Below are 17,796 nucleotides of genomic sequence, written 5' to 3' on the forward strand. Positions count from 1 at the left end.
TCAATGCGTTGTACCTTCTTCTTGAGCTCACGTATTTCGATTTGTTCCGGGGTTATAGGAGAGGCTTTTGGTGTTTTCCCCTGTCGCTCATCACGCAGTTGTTTTACCCATTTCGTCATCGTAGAAAGGCCGACGTCCATGGCTTTTGCTGCTGGCGCGGCGGTGTAATTTTGGTCGACAACCAGTTGAGCGGATTCGCGTTTGAATTCAGGACTAAAATTTCTTCTTTGTCATTGGTACACCCGTGTTGTTCTGAGGTGAGCATATCACCTCTGTTCAGGTGGCCAAATTCAGTGTGTCACTACACTCTGCCAGCTTCAGTAGCTTGTTGAGCTTAAAACCGATCCAGGGGATCACCATCGACCAGGCCTCCACGCAGCGCAGCCGGTAAATACGTTCTTCCAGCGCGAACCGCTTGAAAATATCGGCCATGTCCAGCGTCATCGGTTTAGCCACCTCGCCGTCGATGCGGATCCGCCATCCCTCGGTTTTTAACCCACCTACGTGAGCGGCGGGGCCCGCCTTATCCAGCCCGAATTCGTAAAAGTTATTGTAACCGGTGACCTTGTCTACCAGCGTGAGCGGCGTTTTCAGGTGCCACGCCGCCGGTAGCAGCGGTAATGCCTAGCGCTTTCAGTACTTTGCGGCGCTGGAAAAACACGTCTTCAGCGGTGACGTTGGCCTCGCGTAAGGGGGGCAAAGGTTTCATGACGGACTCCAGCGGAAAAATTTTAGTGCCGGTTTGTTTAAGTATGACGTATAAATTGCGTTTTTATTCGCTGACGGAAACGGCTATTTTTAATGCAGCCCGTGAACGAATACCGGTAACCTTCTTTTGTTATGGAGTTCAGGGATGCGACTCAACGTCCGACTCTCGGCCATGCTTTGTGCCCTGGTAACGCTGCTGATGCTGGCGGGCAGCGCATTAAGTTATTTCAGGTTACACCAGCAACGCCTGGACAGGCAGTTGACGGCGATGGCCGACAGTTTTGATCGCCGCCTGATGTTGACCGAGCCGCTGTCTTCCATAGCGCCCTGGCTGCCGCTGGCGATGGACAAGAGCCGGTATCACCCAAACTGGCGCTGCAACGCCAAGGGGAGACCGTTTACCGCTTGGCGTTGCCCGCCAGGCAACGGGCGCGGCGACCCGTTATCCGACACCCAGCGGCAGCGGGAATTGCCCTTGCCGCGCCATCCTGATTACCGGTTGGTTATCTCCTAACACCGACACGCTGGCCAGCGATGTACATTCCCTGCGCGCAACCGCGCCGGTCAGCGTGGCACTGGGGTTAATCATCGTGTTTTTGTTCCTCGCCCTGCGCTGGCTGCGACGGCAAATACAGTTGCAAGAGTTGCTGGAAACACGCGCCAGACGCATTATCTACGGCGAGCGGGACAACGTAGGTGAACAGCCGGATGAAATGCTCACTCTGACCAGCAGTGCGATTGATCGCCTGTTGCGCGATTTGGCGCAGGCGCGCGAGTAAGCAGCGTAGTCGGGTCGATATCTTGATCTTGATCCGCGCTTTCGCCGCCCAGGACGCGCGTACCGGTTTGACCAACCGGCAGTTGTTCGAGAGCCAACTGGCGCTGCAGCTTGAGGATAATCAGGATGTCGGCGCCCATGGCGTGGTGCTGTTGATTATGCGGCTGGCCGAGCGGGCTGGGGCCGACCCATGTCGCGGCGATTGACGACGCCTTGATCAATTTAGTGTCGGTATCGCTCAAACGCCATCCGGACGCGTTGCTGGTGCACTATTTTTCCGCGACGATCTGGCGATTCTGCTACCGCATCGCTCGTTAAAAGAGGCGAAATCGCTGACCCAACAACTGCTGGGGGCGCGCTGGCCACCCTGCCGGATATACCCGCCACCTGTTGCGACGATCTGCTGCATATCGGCGTAAGCGCCTACCGCCCCGGCCAGACGGCGGTGGAGGTGATGGAGAGCAGCGAACATGCCGCCCGCGAGGCGGGACTACAGGGGGGGCAACGGCTGGTCGGTCTACGATAACCGCGTGCCGCAGCAGGCGTGGGGCGGGGTAATGTCAAATGGCGCACCCTGCTAGAAAACACGCTGGCCGGCGGCGGCCCGCAACTGCTCATCCGTCCCGCTTTCGGCCGTGACGGCGCGCTCGATCATTACGTGGTTATCAATCGTATCCATGATGGCGGCGATAACCTTGACCGCCGCTGAATTACTGCCGGTGATGCGTCAACTTGGCCTGGTGCAGGGTTATGAACGCCAGCAACTGCTACGTTTCATCGCGCTGTTGTCCCAATTGCCCGGGGTGGTGTTATCAATCGCGGTAAGTGTGAACTCACTCTTGCAGCGCGATTTCCGCCGCTGGTTGCGCGATGCCCTTATGCAGTGCGGTAAATTGATGCGTAGCCAAATTATGTTTGAACTTGTTGAGGCGGATCTCTGTCAACACTTGGAGCCGTTACGTCCGGCGCTGCGCCTGCTGGCCGCACTCGGTTGCCCGCTAACGGTCAACCGGGTGGGGGTGACCCTGGTCAGTATCGGTTATATCAGTCTGGTACCAATTTCGGTTATCAAACTGCATCCCGGTCTGGTGCGCGATATCGACCGGCGTCAGGAGAATCAGCTGTTCGTGCAAAGTTTGCCGGAAGCTTGCCTGGGCACCCGGACGCAGGTTTTTGCGACCGGCGTGCGCAGCGCGCGCGAGTGGCAAACCTTGCTGGATAATGCCGTGGCGGGGGCGAGAGAGATTTTTTCGCACCGATCGCGGCGTTAGGAGAGTTGCTAAAAAAATATTCACGATTTGATCCGAGATGAGTATAAAAGTCCGTGCAAAAGTAACGTACAATACGCCTCAACAGCTTCACACGTTAGTAGGCGATCACAATGCATGAATAGGGGAATTTACTTGATTCTGACCCCTATATTCGTCATATTGAACGTCAGAAAAAGTGATAATCTCGCACTTCGCCTGGCTAAAATCCGCAAAAGAAATTTCTTCGGTAAGTAAGAATGTTAACGGGGACGTATTTTTCATAGAAGTCGCGCGTTTTTACGCCTTGTCGCTGCTTCTCGTGGTTGGTAAAGTAGGCGGATTTCATTTTTCGCCCCAGCTTGCAGGATTATCCTTCAGTTATGTTTAAAAAATTTCGGGGCATGTTTTCCAATGACTTGTCCATCGACCTGGGTACCGCCAATACCCTCATTTATGTAAAAGGACAGGGCATTGTCCTGAACGAACCTTCCGTCGTTGCCATTCGTCAGGACCGCGCCGGCTCACCGAAAAGCGTTGCGGCCGTCGGCCATGAAGCTAAGCAGATGCTGGGACGTACGCCCGGCAACATCGCGGCCATCCGGCCGATGAAGGATGGCGTTATCGCCGATTTCTTCGTCACCGAGAAAATGCTGCAGCACTTTATCAAACAGGTCCACAGCAACAGCTTCATGCGGCCCAGCCCGCGCGTGCTGGTCTGCGTTCCGGTGGGGGCGACCCAGGTAGAGCGCCGAGCGATTCGCGAATCCGCGCAGGGCGCAGGCGCGCGAGAAGTGTTTTTGATTGAAGAACCCATGGCTGCCGCCATCGGCGCCGGCCTGCCGGTCTCTGAAGCGACGGGATCGATGGTGGTGGATATCGGCGGCGGTACCACCGAGGTCGCGGTTATTTCGCTTAATGGCGTGGTGTACTCTTCTTCCGTGCGCATTGGCGGCGATCGCTTCGATGAAGCTATTATTAACTATGTGCGCCGCAATTACGGCTCGCTGATAGGCGAAGCCACGGCGGAGCGGATTAAACACGGTATCGGTTCCGCCTATCCGGATGACGAGGTGCGCGAGATTGAAGTGCGTGGCCGCAATCTGGCCGAGGGCGTGCCGCGCGGTTTCACCCTGAACTCGAACGAGATTCTGGAAGCGCTGCAGGAGCCGTTAACCGGTATCGTGAGTGCGGTGATGGTGGCGCTGGAACAGTGCCCGCCAGAGCTGGCCTCCGATATCTCCGAGCGCGGTATGGTGCTTACCGGCGGCGGTGCTTTGCTGCGTAACCTCGATCGCCTGCTGATGGAAGAAACCGGCATCCCGGTTGTGGTGGCGGAAGATCCGCTCACCTGCGTCGCCCGCGGTGGGGGCAAGGCACTGGAGATGATCGATATGCACGGCGGTGATTTGTTCAGCGAAGAATAATCTGCCTCGAAAAGGGGGGGAACCGTCCGGGTGAATGCGGTAATGGGCAGTTCTAAACGGCGCCCCCCTTTTTTATTGAGGAAAACGCATAGTTTATGAAGCCGATTTTCAGCAGAGGCCCTTCTCTGCAACTGCGGCTTTTTCTGGCGGTCATGGTGGCGATTGCCGCCATGACCGCCGACAGCCGGCTAGGGACATTCGTGAAAATCCGTACTTATATGGATACGGCCGCCAGTCCCTTCTACTTCCTGGCGAATGGCCCGCGTCAGATGCTGGATGATGTGTCGCAGACGCTGGCGACCCGCGCCCAGCTGGCGCTGGAAAACCGGGCGCTGCGCCAGGAGTTGCTGTTAAAGAACAGCGAGCAGCTGCTGCTGGGCCAGTATAAGCAGGAAAACGCCCGGCTGCGCGAGCTGCTGGGCTCGCCGCTGCGCCAGGATGAACAGAAAATGGTCACCCAGGTGATCTCTACCAGTACCGATCCCTATAGCGACCAGGTGGTGATCGACAAGGGGGTGGATAATGGCGTTTATGTCGGCCAGCCGGTTATCAACGACAAAGGCGTGGTAGGTCAGGTGATTGCCACCAGCAAGCTGACCAGCCGCGTGCTGCTGATTTGCGACGCTTCCCATGCGCTGCCGATTCAGGTACTTCGCAACGATATCCGCGTGATCGTTGCCGGCAACGGTTGCACCGGGGATCTACAGCTGGAGCATTTGCCGGGCAATATCGATATCCACGTCGGCGATGTGCTGGTGACCTCCGGTTTGGGCGGCCGCTTCCTGGAAGGGTATCCGGTAGCGGTGGTGTCCTCGGTAAAAGTTGATACCCAACGCGCCTACACCGTTATTCAGGCTCGACCCGCCGCGAGTTTGCAGCGTTTGCGCTATCTGCTATTGCTATGGGGCACCGACCCGCACTGCGAAGTGCCGCTGCCGCCCGATGAGGTCCACAGGGTGGCCAATGAGCGCCTGATGCAGATGATGTCGCAGGTGCCGCCGCCGCCGGCCAGCGGCGTTGCCCAGTCCGCCGCGGGCGGCACAGCGACCGAAGGCGCGGGCAGCGGCGGTCGTCAGGATGCCGCCGGCGCAGCCGAGAATCCGCCGCCGCGGCGGCCGTTATTCAGCGGCGCGGGAGGGCGGCAATGAACCGGTATCACCGCCACAGCGGCTGGATCATTTGGCTCTCATTCCTTATCGCGATTGTTCTGCAAATTATGCCCTGGCCGCCGCAGCTGTATCTTTTTCGCCCCTCCTGGCTCAACCTGCTGCTCATTTACTGGGTGATGGCGTTGCCGCATCGGGTTAATGTAGGCACCGGGTTTATCCTCGGGCTGATAATGGATCTGATCCTCGGCTCAACGCTGGGCGTGCGCGCCCTGGCGCTCAGTATTCTCGCCTATCTGGTAGTATTTAAATTTCAGTTATTTCGCAACATGGCCCTTTGGCAACAGGCGCTGATTGTGATACTGCTGTCATTAACAACCCAGGTGATCGTGTTCTGGGCGGAATTTTTAGTGATTAATATTTCATTCCGCCCGGAAATATTCTGGAGCAGCGTGGTAGATGGCGTATTGTGGCCCTGGCTGTTTCTGCTGATGCGCAAAATACGCCGGCAATTTGCCGTGCGGTAGCGATAGAAGGAAACCGCAATGACTGCGATATATCTGGCGTCTGCCTCGCCCCGGCACAGGGAATTACTGGCGCTGCTGGATGTCTTTTTTGTGGTGATTGCCGCCTGGTGGAAGAGCGGCGCCGGTCCGGGGAAAGCGCGCTAGACTACGTGTAGCGCCTGGCATGCGAGAAAGCGTGCGCCGGCGTGGCCTGCGCGCCGGAACCCCGGCCAATGTTAGGCGTCGACACCATCCATAGTGGTGCTCAAGCAACAGATGCTGGAGAAGCCGCAAGATTGTGGACATGCCCAGCAAATGCTGGCGCCGCTTTCCGGCCAGCACCATCAGGTGATAACCGCGGTGGCGGTGGCTGATATCAAGCGGGTAATGAGCCGTGTGATGGTGACTGACGTGACGTTTCGCGAGCTTACGTCGGTTGAGATCGACCGCTATATTGCTGGCGGCGAACCGATGGACAAGGCCGGCAACTATGGCATTCAGGGTAAAGGCGGCGCGTTCGTGCAATCGATACGCGGCAGTTATCATGCCGTGGTGGGCTTGCCGCTGGTGGAAATCTGGGAACTGCTCGGTGAATTTAACGCTCAGATATGAGCAAGAGGAATCTATGACAGCTGAATTACTGGTCAACATCACGCCCTCCGAAACTCGGGTTGTTTATATAGATGGCGGTATCCTACAGGAAATCCATATCGAGCGGGAAGCGCGACGTGGTATTGTCGGTAATATTTATAAAGGGCGGGTCAGCCGCGTGTTGCCGGGTATGCAGGCGGCGTTTGTCGATATCGGCCTGGATAAAGCCGCCTTTCTGCACGCTTCGGATATTATGCCCCATACCGAATGCGTGGCTGGCGAAGAACAAAAGAATTTTCAGGTTCGGGATATCGCCGAACTGGTGCGCCAGGGGCAGGATATTATGGTTCAGGTGGTGAAAGTTCCCCTCGGAACGAAAGGGGCGCGGCTGACCACCGATATCACGCTGCCGTCGCGTTATCTGGTCTTTATGCCCGGCGCCGCCCATGTGGGTGTATCGCAGCGTATTGATAGCGAGGCGGAGCGGGAGCGATTGAAACAAATCGTGGCGCAGTATTGCGATGAGCAGGGCGGTTTTATCATCCGTACCGCGGCCGAAGGTATCAGCAGTGAAGAACTGTCTCAGGATGGCGCCTTCCTTAAACGGCTCTGGACCAAGGTCATGAAGCGCAAGCGCCGCAATCAGACCCGCTATAGACTGCACGGGGAGTTGGCCCTCGCCCAGCGTTATTCTGCGGGACTTCGTCGGGGCGGCGCTGGACCGGATCTGCGTCGATTCACGCCTGACGCACGAATTACTGCTAGAGTTTACCGCCGAATGTATTCCCGAGATGACCGCCAAGCTGGAATATTACAGCGGCAAACAACCGATTTTCGATCTCTACGATGTGGAAAATGAAATCCAGTGCTCACTGGAACGTAAGGTGGAGTTGAAATTTGGCGGCTATCTGATCATCGATCAAACCGAGGCGATGACCACTATCGATATCAATACGGGCGCCTTCGTCGGCCACCGCAATCTCGATGAAACGATCCAATACCAATATCGAAGCGACGCAGGCCATTGCGCGCCAGCTGCGGCTGCGTAATCTCGGCGGGATCATCATTATTGATTTTATCGATATGAGCAATGAGGAGCATCGCCGGCGGGTGCTGCATTCCCTTGAGCAGGCGCTGAGTAAAGATTGGGTGAAAACCGGTATCAACGGTTTCTCGCAATTGGGACTGGTGGAGATGACACGTAAACGCACACGTGAAAGTATTGAACATGTGCTGTGTAGCAAGTGTCCTACCTGTCACGGCCGCGGAACGGCGAAAACCATCGAAACAGTGTGCTATGAAATCATGCGCGAAATTGTGCGCGTCCACCATGCCTATGACTCCGATCGTTTTCTGGTCTATGCCTCGGCTGCGGTGGGTGAGGCGCTCAAAAGCGATGAATCCCACGCGTTGGCGGAGGTGGAAATTCTCGTCGGCAAGCAGGTGAAGGTGCAAATTGAGCCGCTCTACAGCCAGGAGCAGTTTAATGTGGTAATGATGCAAGCCGTTGCCCTCATACAGATCCGTAACCAGTAAAAGCCGTCACGTCGGACGCGACGGCTGTGCAACAGCAAGCAAGGAGACAGGCGTGAAGCGACTACCGGGGATACTGATGGCAATTGGTGTTACCCTGATCGTCCTGGTGGCGTTGACGGTTAGCGCGCTGCGTCTGGCGTTGCCGCACCTGGATCGCTTCCGTCCGCAAATTGTTTCCGTATTGAATCGCGCTTTCGATGCCGATATTCAGCTGCGACAGTTAAAGGGTAGCTGGCAATCCTTTGGACCCACGCTGGACATTGGCGGCATTGATGCCGCTAGCGCCGACGAGCAACTGCATGTGCAGCGCGCCACGCTGGCGCTGGACGTGTGGCAATCTTTGTTGCACTGGCGCTGGCAGTTCCGCGATGTCACCTTTTACCGCCTGCAATTGGATCTTAATACCACGTTGATGGGACGGGATCACCGCGGTAGCCCCATCAGTTCCGATCGCCTTTCCAATCTTTTCCTGCGTCAGTTCGATCATTTTATCCTGCGCGGCAGCCAGATCACCTTTTTGACCCCCTCGGGAGAGCGGAGCCGGCTTTCCGTACCGCAGCTCACTTGGCTTAATACCTTCAACCGTCATCGTGCAAGGGGCAAGATCAGCCTATCGAGTACCGAGGTGCAGCAGGGGGCTATCGACGTGCGCATGGATCTGCACGATCAGCAAGGGCTGCTCGATAACGGCAAGGTGTATCTGCAGGCCCGTGATATCGATCTCAAGCCGTGGTTCAGCCAACTGCTGCAGAGCAATACCGGCCTGCAAAGCGCCGATTTCAGTCTGGCGGCCTGGCTAATTCTCGAAAAGGGGGAGATCGCCGGTGCGGATGCGCTGCTCAGCCGTGTCGCGGCGCTCTGGCAGGACGGCGACCAGACGCACCGGCTCGGTGTCGATCGGCTGGCGCTCCATCTCAGCAAGCGCCAGGACGTCTGGCAGATGGACGTTCCGACGCTGAATATTGCCACCGACGGCCAATCCTGGGCGCCCGCGGCGCTGTCCTTATTCTGGCAGCCGGCGAAACGGCATCTTTTTTTCCCCGATCGGGAAGGCGAGATCCGCCTGCGCGCCAGCAGGCTTGATTTAGAACGATTCAGCCCGCTGCTACCGCTTATTTCGGCGGTGACGCCGACGCTACGCGCCCGTTGGCATGATCTGCAGCCGCGCGCGGCGAACTATCCCCGCTGGCGCTGGACATTCCGCTTAACGACCCCAGCGCCACGCGTTTTCAGGCGCGCTGGCGCAGTCTGAGTTGGCAGACCTGGGAGCTGCTGCCGGGGGCGGAGCATGTTTCTGGCTCGGCAGAAGGCTCGCTGGCCACCGGCCGGTTGCAGCTCGCGCTGAACAACAGCACGCTTCCCTATCCGAGCATGTTCCGCGCGCCGCTGGCGCTGTCCCGCGTCCGTGCGACCTTTGACTGGCGTCATAACCCGCAGGAAGGGCTGGTGCTGTCGGGCCGTAATATCGATGTACAGGCGCGGTCGCTGTGGGCCAACGGCGATTTTTATTTCCATAAGCCGGTAAGAGGCGAGCCCTGGCTGGATATCCTTGCCGGTCTGCGCCTGGACAACGCCACCGATGCCTGGCGTTATTTTCCGGAGCCGCTGATGGGGACCCGTCTGGTGGACTATCTGACCGGCGCGCTTAAAGGCGGTCAGGTCGATAATGCCACCTTGCTGTTTGCCGGCAACCCCAGCCGGTTTCCGTTCAAACATAATGACGGGCAGTTTGAGGTGTGGGTGCCGCTCAAGCAGGCGGAATATGAGTTTGAACCCTGTTGGCCGGCGCTGACGCAGCTGGATATCGACCTGAATTTCGTCAACGACGGCCTGTTTATGCATGCGCCGCAAACCGCGCTCGGTGAGGCTAAGGGCAGCAATATCGCCGCCAGTATTCCCGATTATTCCAAAGAAAAGCTCTTGATCGACGCCGGCCTCAGCGGCACTGGCGATGCTATCCGCGACTATTTCCTGCAAACACCGCTCAAAGCGTCGCTCGGTAAACGCTTGATGAATTGCAGGTTGGCGGAGAAGTGCACGGCAATCTGCATTTGGATATTCCCCTTGACGGTCAGCCGGTGACCGCTGCCGGCAATGTAGCGCTGCAGAATAATTCACTGGTTATCAAACCGCTCGGCACGACCCTGCAGCGGCTAAACGGTAATTTCCATTACAGCAACGGGAATTTGGACAGTGCGCCGCTTGATGCGCAGTGGTTCGGCCAACCGGTCGCGGTGAATTTCACAACCAGGGAGAAGCCCACCAGCCTTGATGTAAACGTCAGCCTGAATGGAAACTGGGCGCTTAACCAACTGCCCGGGCTGCTGGACGCGCTGAAGACATCGGTCAACGGCCGCGCCGTCTGGCAGAGCGATATCGCCGTCGCTTTACCGCTGAAAGGGAACGCACGCTATCAGGTCGCAGTGAAGAGCGATCTGAAAAATGTAAGCAGTCACTTGCCTCCGCCTCTGGATAAACCCGGAGGCCGGCCGTTTACGCTTGCGGTAAACGCCATTGGCGACCTGCGTTACTTCCTGTTAAACGGCCACGCCGGCGGCGGCAACAGTTTCAATAGCCAATGGCTGCTGGGGCGTCAGGTCACGCTGGCAGGCGGCGCCTGGGCGGACGGCGGCAAGATACCACCGTTGCCGGCGGACCGCAGCCTGACGCTGTCGCTGCCGGCGCTCGACGGTGAAAAATGGCTGGCGCTGCTCAAATCGCCGGCCCCGGCGCGGAATCCGCTATCGGCCGCGCGTTTTTGTTATCCCGATGCGCTGACGCTGCGTACCCCGGCCCTGACCCTGGGCGGCCAGATCTGGCATCAACTGGCGCTGACCCGCAGTAATGTGGCCGGTGGCAGTAAGGTGGCTGCGAAGGGAAAAGAGATTAACGGCACGCTGACCATGGCCGCGAACGCGCCCTGGCGCGCCGATCTGGCCTACCTCTATTACAACCCGACATTTGCTACCGGCGGCGGGGATGCTGGTGCATCCCCTACGGAACAGCTTTTAAGCGACAGCGATACCTTCGCCGGCTGGCCCGCGCTGTCTTTCACCTGCCGCCAGTGCTGGATTAAAGGGCAGAATCTAAGGCAAATCAGCGCCACTATCCAACCGCAGCAGGACACACTGATGCTCACCGGCGGGAGTTATCGACACCAGCAACGGGCGGCTGACTGCCGAGGGCAGCTGGCTGCACAACCGCCGCGAGAACCGGACCTCGCTGAAAGGGACGCTGGCGGGGAAAGATATCGGCGCCGCGGCCGATTACATCGGCATGGATCTGCCGCTACGCGAGGCGCCCTTTCACCTCAATTATGATTTGCACTGGCGCGAAGCGCCCTGGCAGCCCGATATCGCCAGTCTGAACGGGGTGCTGCACAGCCCCAATTGGGCAAAGGCAAAATTGACAACATCAGCAGCGGCAGCGCCGGGCGCCTCCTGCGGTTGGTCAGCTTTGATGCACTGCTGCGTAAATTGCAATTTGATTTTAGCGACACTTTTGGCAAGGGATTTTATTTTGACTCGATCAAAGGTACCGCCTGGTTAAAAGACGATACCTTACATACCAACGACCTGCTGATTGACTGCCTGGAAGCGGATATCGTCATGACCGGCGATGTTGATTTGAATCGCCAGCGCATTGATATGGAAGCCGTGATCGCGCCTGAAATTGCGGCAACGGTTGGGGTGGCGACGGCATTAGTGATTAACCCAATGCTGGGTGCCGCGGTCTTTGCCGCCAGCAAGGTGCTGGCGCCCTTATGGAGTAAGCTATCGCTTATTAGCTACCACATTAGCGGCAGCCTGGACGAGCCGAAAATAGAGGAAGTTTTACGTCAGGCACGGGCGTCGGAGGCCAAGTCGAAATAAAGGCCGGTTATTTGGCGCCGGCAGGGAATTGCCGCAGTCTATAAAGATGGCGCAAGCCTGTATTCGAGCCGTGGTGGGTTAAATTCATTTATTTGAGAACGAGAACCTATGAGTCTGACGTTAGTCAGTGAGCATTTATTTTCTGCTAATCGTCTGCAGCATGAGCGTTTTTTCTCATTGCTAGAGCAGATGAACGCACGGCGTCTGGACTATGCCGATCTCTATTTCCAGTCAAGTTATCACGAAACCTGGGTCATCGAAGACGACATTATTAAAGAAGGGTTGTATAACATCGATTAGGGCGTGGGCGTGCGGGCGGTAAGCAGCGAGAAAACCGGTTTCGCCTATGCCGACCAAATCACTCTCGCGGCATTGAATTAAAGCGCGATGGCCGCGCGCAGTATCGTCAGCGAAGCGGGCAGCGGCCGGGTGCAAACCTTGGGCGCGGTGACCTACCGTCCCCTGTACCCGCCACTGGATCCGCTCAGCAGCCTGCCGCGCGAGGAGAAAATTGCGCTGCTGCATCGAATGAATAAGGCAGCGCGCGCTGCGGATGCGCGCGTCCAGGAGGTCACGGCCAGTCTGTCGGGGGTTTATGAGCAGATCTTGGTCGCCGCGACGGGCGGTACGCTGGCAGCGGATGTGCGTCTGCTGGTGCGTCTGTCCATCAGCGTACAGGTCGAGCAGGGGACGGTAAACGCGAACGCGGCGCCAGCGGCGGACGCCGCGTTGGCTACGATTTTTTCCTCGAAGACGTTGACGGCGAGGTGCGAGCCGACAGCTGGGCGCGGGAAGCGGTGAGAATGGCGCTGGTGAACCTTTCCGCCGCCGCGGCCCCCGTCGGCGCCATGCCACTGGTGCTTGGGGCCGGTTGGCCGGGTGTGCTGCTGCACGAAGCGGTGTGACATGGCTTGGAAGGCGATTTTAACTGCCGCGGCAGCTCGGTGTTCAGGTGTTCAGTGACTAGATGGGCAAGCGGGTGGCTTCTGAACTATGCACGGTGGTTGACGATGGCACGCTCGCCGGCCTGCGCGGCTCGCTGGCGATCGATGATGAAGGTGTGCCGGGATAATATAATGTCCTGATCGAAGACGGTCGGCTGAAAGGGTATATGCAGGACAAACTCAATGCCCGGCTGATGGGGGTTGCGCCTACCGGCAACGGCCGGCGCAAGTCCTATGCGCATTTACCGATGCCGCGTATGACCAATACCTACATGCTGGCAGGCCAATCGACGCCGGAGAAGATTATCGTCAGCGTGGAGCGAGGCATTTACGCACCCAACTTTGGCGGCGGGCAGGTGGATATTGCCTCCGGCAAATTCGTTTTCTCTACCTCGGAAGCCTATTTGATTGAGAATGGACGCGTTACCACGCCGGTGAAGGGGGCAACGCTTATCGGGTCCGGCACGATGGTGGGTAACGATCTGGCTCTGGACAAGGGGGTCGGCATTTGCGGTAAAGAGGGCCAAAGCCTGCCGGTGGGTGTGGGCCACCCGACGCTCAAGCTGGATAAAATCACCGTGGGTGGTACCGCCTGAGCCGCTGCGCTATGCTAGCGCCGCGGGCCTCTCAAGCGGCGCACGCCACTCGGCTTGCGCGTCGTTGCAACAGGTGCCAGCTGGAGTCCTGCGGTAGCGCGGTATGATCCTTGAGCGTTGCGCACGACAGCGCGCGCCGTCGTTCAAACCGGGCGTGGTCGGGCTTGCCGGGTATTACCCTCCGCTGTCCTGACGGAAGGTCTGCTACATTTCCGTCACCCTGTTAAAATAGTTGGTCAGATAGTTAATGCACACCTGTACTTTGAGCGGCAACTTATCACGCGTCGTATAGACTGCGTAGACAGGCCGTGGATCGGAGTGATAACGGCTGAATAATATCTCGACATTGCCGCGTTTTATCTCGTCCAAAACCCACATGATCGGCACATAACAAATGCCCGCGCCGGCGATAAGCCAGCGAATCAGCGTCTGGGAGTCATTGGTGACAATGCGGCCGGCCGGTGACGGATGCAGCGTACGCCATAAGCTCAAACTTGCTGTCGGGGCGCACGTCATACTCCAGCCAAGAGAAATTGGCTATAATCGCCGGGTTTTTCCGGCGTTCCCCACTGCGCCAGATAGCTTTTGGCGGCGCACACCACCATCGGCATCATTCCCACCCGGCGCGAAAACAGTCCGGAATCCTGCAGCGCGCCCACCCGGACCACCAGATCCAGGCCGTCGCCGATAAGGGTCCGGCGCCGGAATACCGGTCACCAGATTAACCGACAAGCCGGGATACTCCTTCAGCATCGTGGCGGTCATCAAGGCCAGGACATTATGGGCCAGCATTGACGAGCTGCCGATGCGCAAAGTACCGATAGGGGTATTGTTAAAGGCGAACAATTGCCCGTGCACCTCGTTGAATTCCTGCAACATCCACAAACAGCCCTGATAATAAATCTTGCCGGCTTCAATAAGACCGATGCTGCGGGTACTGCGGTTGAGCAGCTTAACCTGCAATTCATTTTCCAGTTTCGCCACGGTCTGACTGACGGATGAGACGCTCATTTGCAGTCGGCGGGCGGCGCTGGTAAACGAATTGGCCTCCACCACCCGGGTGGAGATCAGCATGCGTTTGGGTTTTTCCATTATTCACTCTGGCTTAATAAGTGATTTATATTACGTTATGTTGAAACCACTGGAATGTACAGGGTAATATAGCAGCGTTGGTTCAGTGTATTGTGCCTATCAGCCTGTAATTATCCATTAGTTTTTAATAAATAGTAACAAATTAAACGGGCTGGACACGATCGGCTTACCGCCGCCTCTTCCGGAAAGCGTCTTCATTCTCCCCGACGGGGTTCTATACTCATCCTGAGCGCGAACGGAGGAGGATGACGGCCTTTTGCCGTGAGAATCATGCCAGGGCGGCGCAGGGCATTTAGGAACCAGTACGGTTGCAGTCAAAGAAAAATGTATGAGTTTGCTTCCAGTCATGGTGATTTTCGGCCTGTCCTTTCCACCGGTATTAATTCGAGCTGATTCTCTCGCCGGCACTATTTTTTGCGCTGCGCAGGCTTTCGCTGCCCAGCGGAATCTATGATTTTGTCCGGCACCCGGTATTATTCAATACCGCGCTGTATTGCTGTGTTTTTTATTTGATTTCCTGTCTTTTCGTCTGAGGTCGTCGTGAAAACCCTTCCCGCTAAAATCCTCCGCGTTGCTGTCACTCTGGTGCTGGTGCTGATTGCCGCTATCGCTATTTTCTGTACCTGGTCCTTTTATACCAAATCTCCCTGGACGCGGGACGCCAAATTCACCGCCGATGTGGTGGCCATTGCACCGGACGTCAGCGGCCTGCTCAGCGCCGTGCCTATTCGTGATAATCAACCGGTAAAAAAAGGCGATTTGCTGTTGGTCGTCGATAAGCCGCGGTATCAGGAAGCGCTGGCGGAAGCGGACGTGAGTTACTATCAGGAGCTGGCGGAGGAGAAAAAACGCGAAGCGTCGCGGCGGCGCAGTCTCGGAACCAATGCCATCTCCCAGGAACAAATTGATCAGGCCAGCAACGATTTTTCAACCGTCAGCCATCAACTGGCCAAAGCTATCGCGGTGCGAAATCTGGCCAGGCTGGATCTGGTGCGCACCGAGGTGCGGGCGGCGGTGGACGGCTGGGTTACCAACCTGAATGTTCACGCCGACGAGTTCATCACCCGCGGCTCGGTAGCGGTGGGTTTGGTGAAAAAAGACACCTTCTATTTGCTGGCGTATATGGAAGAGACCAAACTGGAAAGGGTGCGGCCGGGCTATCGCGTGGAAATTACGCCCCTTGGCAGTAACCGTATCCTCACCGGTACGGTCGACAGTATCGCCGCCGGGGTCAACAACAACAGCAGTGCGGTGGACAGTAAAGGCCTCGCCAGCGTGGATTCCAATCTAGAATGGGTGCGCCTGGCGCAGCGGGTCCCGGTGAAAATTCTGCTTAATAAGCAGCAAGGCGATCTCTACCCGGCAGGGACGGCCGCGACGGTGGTGATTACCGGCCGGCGCGGCGGCGAGCCCGGGCGAGTGTCTCCTTTGATGCAGCTGATTCACCGCCTGAGCGAGTTCGGTTAACCGGTGGCCCGCTAATGCTGCAACCTCTCTTTTTCCACTAGCGCTTCGCTTGCAAGCTGACGTTTGCCATTCTGTTGGCGCTGGTACTCGGTTTTCATTTTCAGCTGCAAACGTCGCGCTGGTTGGTTCCCACCGCCGCCATCGTTACTGCCGGCTCGGCCTGTGCTGCCGGCGGTGAGCCTTTCGCAGGCGCCATCCGCCACCGCGGTATGTTGAGAATTATCGGTACGTTTACCGGTTGCCTGGGCGCGCTGGTGATTATTATTCTGACCATCTGTGCGCCGGTGGTGATGCTATTATTGAGCTGCATCTGGGCCGGTCTGTGCATGTGGATTTCCTCGCTGGTGAAAGTGGAGAACTCGTATGCCTTCGGCCTGGCGGGCTACACCACGCTGATTATTATCGTCGACGTTCAAAGCTTCCCGCAGATGGCGCCGCAGTTCGCCGTGGAACGCGTTAGCGAAATTGTTCTGGGCATTGTTTGCGCGATATCCTTTTTTTACCCCGTTCCATCAAGCGCGATATTGATCATGCGCTAGATAAGCTGCTTATCGACCATTATCGCCTGCTGCAGCTGTGTGTGAGCAACGCGCCGAAAGAAGAGGTGGATAATGCCTGGGGCACGCTGGTGAAAGCTACCAACGCCTTGTTAGGCACATGCGCAGCAACTTGATGATGGAATCGGCCCACTGGCAGGCCAGCAATCAGTGGCTTATCGCCATCAATACTCTGTCACTCACGCTGATTACCCAGGCGTGTGAAACGCTGTTGATCCTACAAAATCATTCCCATTATGTGAAGTCTCATCTCCTGTTGCTACTGAGCGAGCTGGCCGATACGGTGGGCGCAATCCATCGCCGGATGAAGCTGATGCGTCAGGTGATCGCCGCCACGCCAACGCGGGATACGCCGCAAACCCTTTATACATGGGTGGGTAGCGCGACGCGCTACCTGCTGCTGATGAAGGGAGTGAAGACCAACGCACGGATTGAGGCGTCGGTATTGACCACTCAGCAAGAGGTGAGCGCTTCCTCTCACGAAGGGCGACATGCGATGATCAACGGTTTGCGTACCGGTATCGCCACTGCGCTCGGCTGCCTGTTCTGGCTGTGGATCGGCTGAAGCGCCGGCAGCGCCTGTATGGTAATGCTGGCGGTGGTCACATCGCTGGCGATGCGGCTACCCAACCCGCTGTTGGTGGCGAAAGATTTTATGATCGGCATGTCGGCGGTGCTGCCCATCGGCGCGCTGTATTACATGTTGATCATGCCCTCGACCCAGCAGAGCTTGTTATTGCTCTGTATTGCCCTGAGCATTTTGGCTTTCATCATCGGCATCGAAGTCCAAAAACGACGTCTCGGGACGCTGGGCACCCTTGGCGGGCACTATCAATGTTCTGGTGCTGTCGAACCCGATGTCCTTCAATATCAGTATTTTTCTCGACAGCGCCATCGGCCAGCTTATCGGTTGTGTTCTGGTGATGTTGGTCATTTTACTGATTCGCGACACCGCAAAGCAGCGCGCGGGACGTATCCTGTTCAATTACTTTGTCTATGGCGCGGTTTCAGCGATGTCCACCAATGAGACGCGCCGGCGGGTCAATCACTTGCCGTTGCTTCTGATTGTGGCGCATCAGCGGCTGCGCAGCGCGGATATCCCGGTCAATGAGGATTTGTCTGCCTAGCACTGTCAGATTCGTGCGACTGCCGATCGGGTCCTGGCGTCGCGCTCCAATCCGCGCCGCAGCCGTAAATTCGATCAGCTGCTCGAAGAGATGTGCGTTTACCGGCATAAGCTGGAGGTGTATCAGGTAGCACCGGACATCATTGCCTCGGTAGAGCGCCTGACCGATATTCTCCGGCACTACCGCCACGCCCTGAGCGGTTAACGCGGAGCGGGCAGCCCCGGACAGGGCGTTATCCCCTG

At 57.3% G+C, this 17,796-nt stretch carries 9 protein-coding genes and 9 pseudogenes; 15 read left to right on the plus strand and 3 right to left on the minus strand.

Going from position 1 to position 17,796, the window contains the following annotated elements:
• Together ACTBDU_RS08625 and ACTBDU_RS08630 are read right to left on the minus strand one after the other, a co-directional pair.
• A pseudogene (locus tag ACTBDU_RS08625) lies at positions 1-227 on the minus strand (transposase); the annotation flags it as partial.
• A 79-nt stretch (positions 228-306) separates the two neighbouring features.
• Positions 307-709: pseudogene (locus ACTBDU_RS08630) on the minus strand (molybdopterin-dependent oxidoreductase); the annotation flags it as partial.
• 144 nt (positions 710-853) lie between these two features.
• Between ACTBDU_RS08630 and ACTBDU_RS08635 the strand changes: the two are divergent.
• From ACTBDU_RS08635 to tldD, 12 genes and pseudogenes are all read left to right on the plus strand, one after another.
• Positions 854-1,222 carry a hypothetical protein gene (locus ACTBDU_RS08635; protein WP_438806188.1) on the plus strand — a complete coding sequence of 123 codons (369 nt, stop codon included), beginning with the start codon at positions 854-856 and terminating at the stop codon, positions 1,220-1,222.
• A 55-nt stretch (positions 1,223-1,277) separates the two neighbouring features.
• The gene (locus ACTBDU_RS08640) at positions 1,278-1,487 is read left to right on the plus strand and encodes a hypothetical protein (protein WP_438806189.1); all 210 of its coding nucleotides are present in this window, start codon (positions 1,278-1,280) and stop codon (positions 1,485-1,487) included.
• 22 nt (positions 1,488-1,509) lie between these two features.
• A complete protein-coding gene (locus ACTBDU_RS08645) occupies positions 1,510-1,692 on the plus strand; it encodes a hypothetical protein (protein WP_438806190.1) in 183 nt (60 codons plus the stop codon).
• A gap of 338 nt (positions 1,693-2,030) precedes the next feature.
• Positions 2,031-2,195, plus strand: coding sequence for a hypothetical protein (locus tag ACTBDU_RS08650; RefSeq protein ID WP_438806191.1), 165 nt, complete (start codon positions 2,031-2,033; stop codon positions 2,193-2,195).
• Positions 2,182-2,757, plus strand: coding sequence for an EAL domain-containing protein (locus tag ACTBDU_RS08655; protein WP_438806192.1), 576 nt, complete (start codon positions 2,182-2,184; stop codon positions 2,755-2,757). Before ACTBDU_RS08650 ends, ACTBDU_RS08655 begins: the two co-directional genes overlap by 14 nt.
• Positions 2,758-3,116: 359 nt before the next feature.
• Entirely contained in the window at positions 3,117-4,160 is a 1,044-nt protein-coding gene (mreB, locus tag ACTBDU_RS08660; RefSeq protein WP_011410020.1) for a rod shape-determining protein MreB, read from the plus strand.
• A 95-nt stretch (positions 4,161-4,255) separates the two neighbouring features.
• Positions 4,256-5,308: a rod shape-determining protein MreC gene (gene mreC / locus ACTBDU_RS08665; protein ID WP_438806193.1), complete on the plus strand. Its 1,053-nt coding sequence runs from the start codon at positions 4,256-4,258 to the stop codon at positions 5,306-5,308.
• Entirely contained in the window at positions 5,305-5,793 is a 489-nt protein-coding gene (gene mreD, locus ACTBDU_RS08670) for a rod shape-determining protein MreD (protein ID WP_438806194.1), read from the plus strand. The genes mreC and mreD overlap by 4 nt, the downstream gene beginning before the upstream one ends.
• 18 nt (positions 5,794-5,811) lie before the next feature.
• Positions 5,812-6,384: pseudogene (locus tag ACTBDU_RS08675) on the plus strand (Maf family protein).
• Between the two features lie 13 nt (positions 6,385-6,397).
• A pseudogene (gene rng, locus ACTBDU_RS08680) lies at positions 6,398-7,899 on the plus strand (ribonuclease G).
• Positions 7,900-7,951: 52 nt separating this feature from the next.
• A pseudogene (gene yhdP, locus ACTBDU_RS08685) lies at positions 7,952-11,771 on the plus strand (AsmA2 domain-containing protein YhdP).
• A 108-nt stretch (positions 11,772-11,879) separates the two neighbouring features.
• Positions 11,880-13,311 (plus strand): annotated as a pseudogene (gene tldD, locus ACTBDU_RS08690) (metalloprotease TldD).
• A 204-nt stretch (positions 13,312-13,515) separates the two neighbouring features.
• On the opposite strand, the pseudogene aaeR reads toward tldD, so the two are convergent.
• Positions 13,516-14,403: pseudogene (aaeR, locus tag ACTBDU_RS08695) on the minus strand (HTH-type transcriptional activator AaeR).
• 328 nt (positions 14,404-14,731) lie between these two features.
• On the opposite strand from aaeR, the pseudogene aaeX reads away from it, so the two are divergent.
• The 3 genes and pseudogenes from aaeX (at position 14,732) to ACTBDU_RS08710 (ending at position 17,758) form a co-directional block, all read left to right on the plus strand.
• Positions 14,732-14,936: pseudogene (aaeX, locus tag ACTBDU_RS08700) on the plus strand (p-hydroxybenzoic acid efflux pump operon protein AaeX).
• Between the two features lie 7 nt (positions 14,937-14,943).
• On the plus strand, positions 14,944-15,870 hold the full coding sequence (aaeA, locus tag ACTBDU_RS08705; RefSeq protein WP_438806195.1) for a p-hydroxybenzoic acid efflux pump subunit AaeA: 927 nt from the start codon (positions 14,944-14,946) through the stop codon (positions 15,868-15,870).
• 56 nt (positions 15,871-15,926) lie between these two features.
• Positions 15,927-17,758: pseudogene (locus tag ACTBDU_RS08710) on the plus strand (FUSC family protein).
• The last annotated feature ends 38 nt before the right edge of the window (positions 17,759-17,796 follow it).

Source organism: Sodalis sp. (in: enterobacteria), assembly GCF_051710625.1.
Classification (GTDB): Bacteria; Pseudomonadota; Gammaproteobacteria; order Enterobacterales; family Enterobacteriaceae; genus JBPESN01.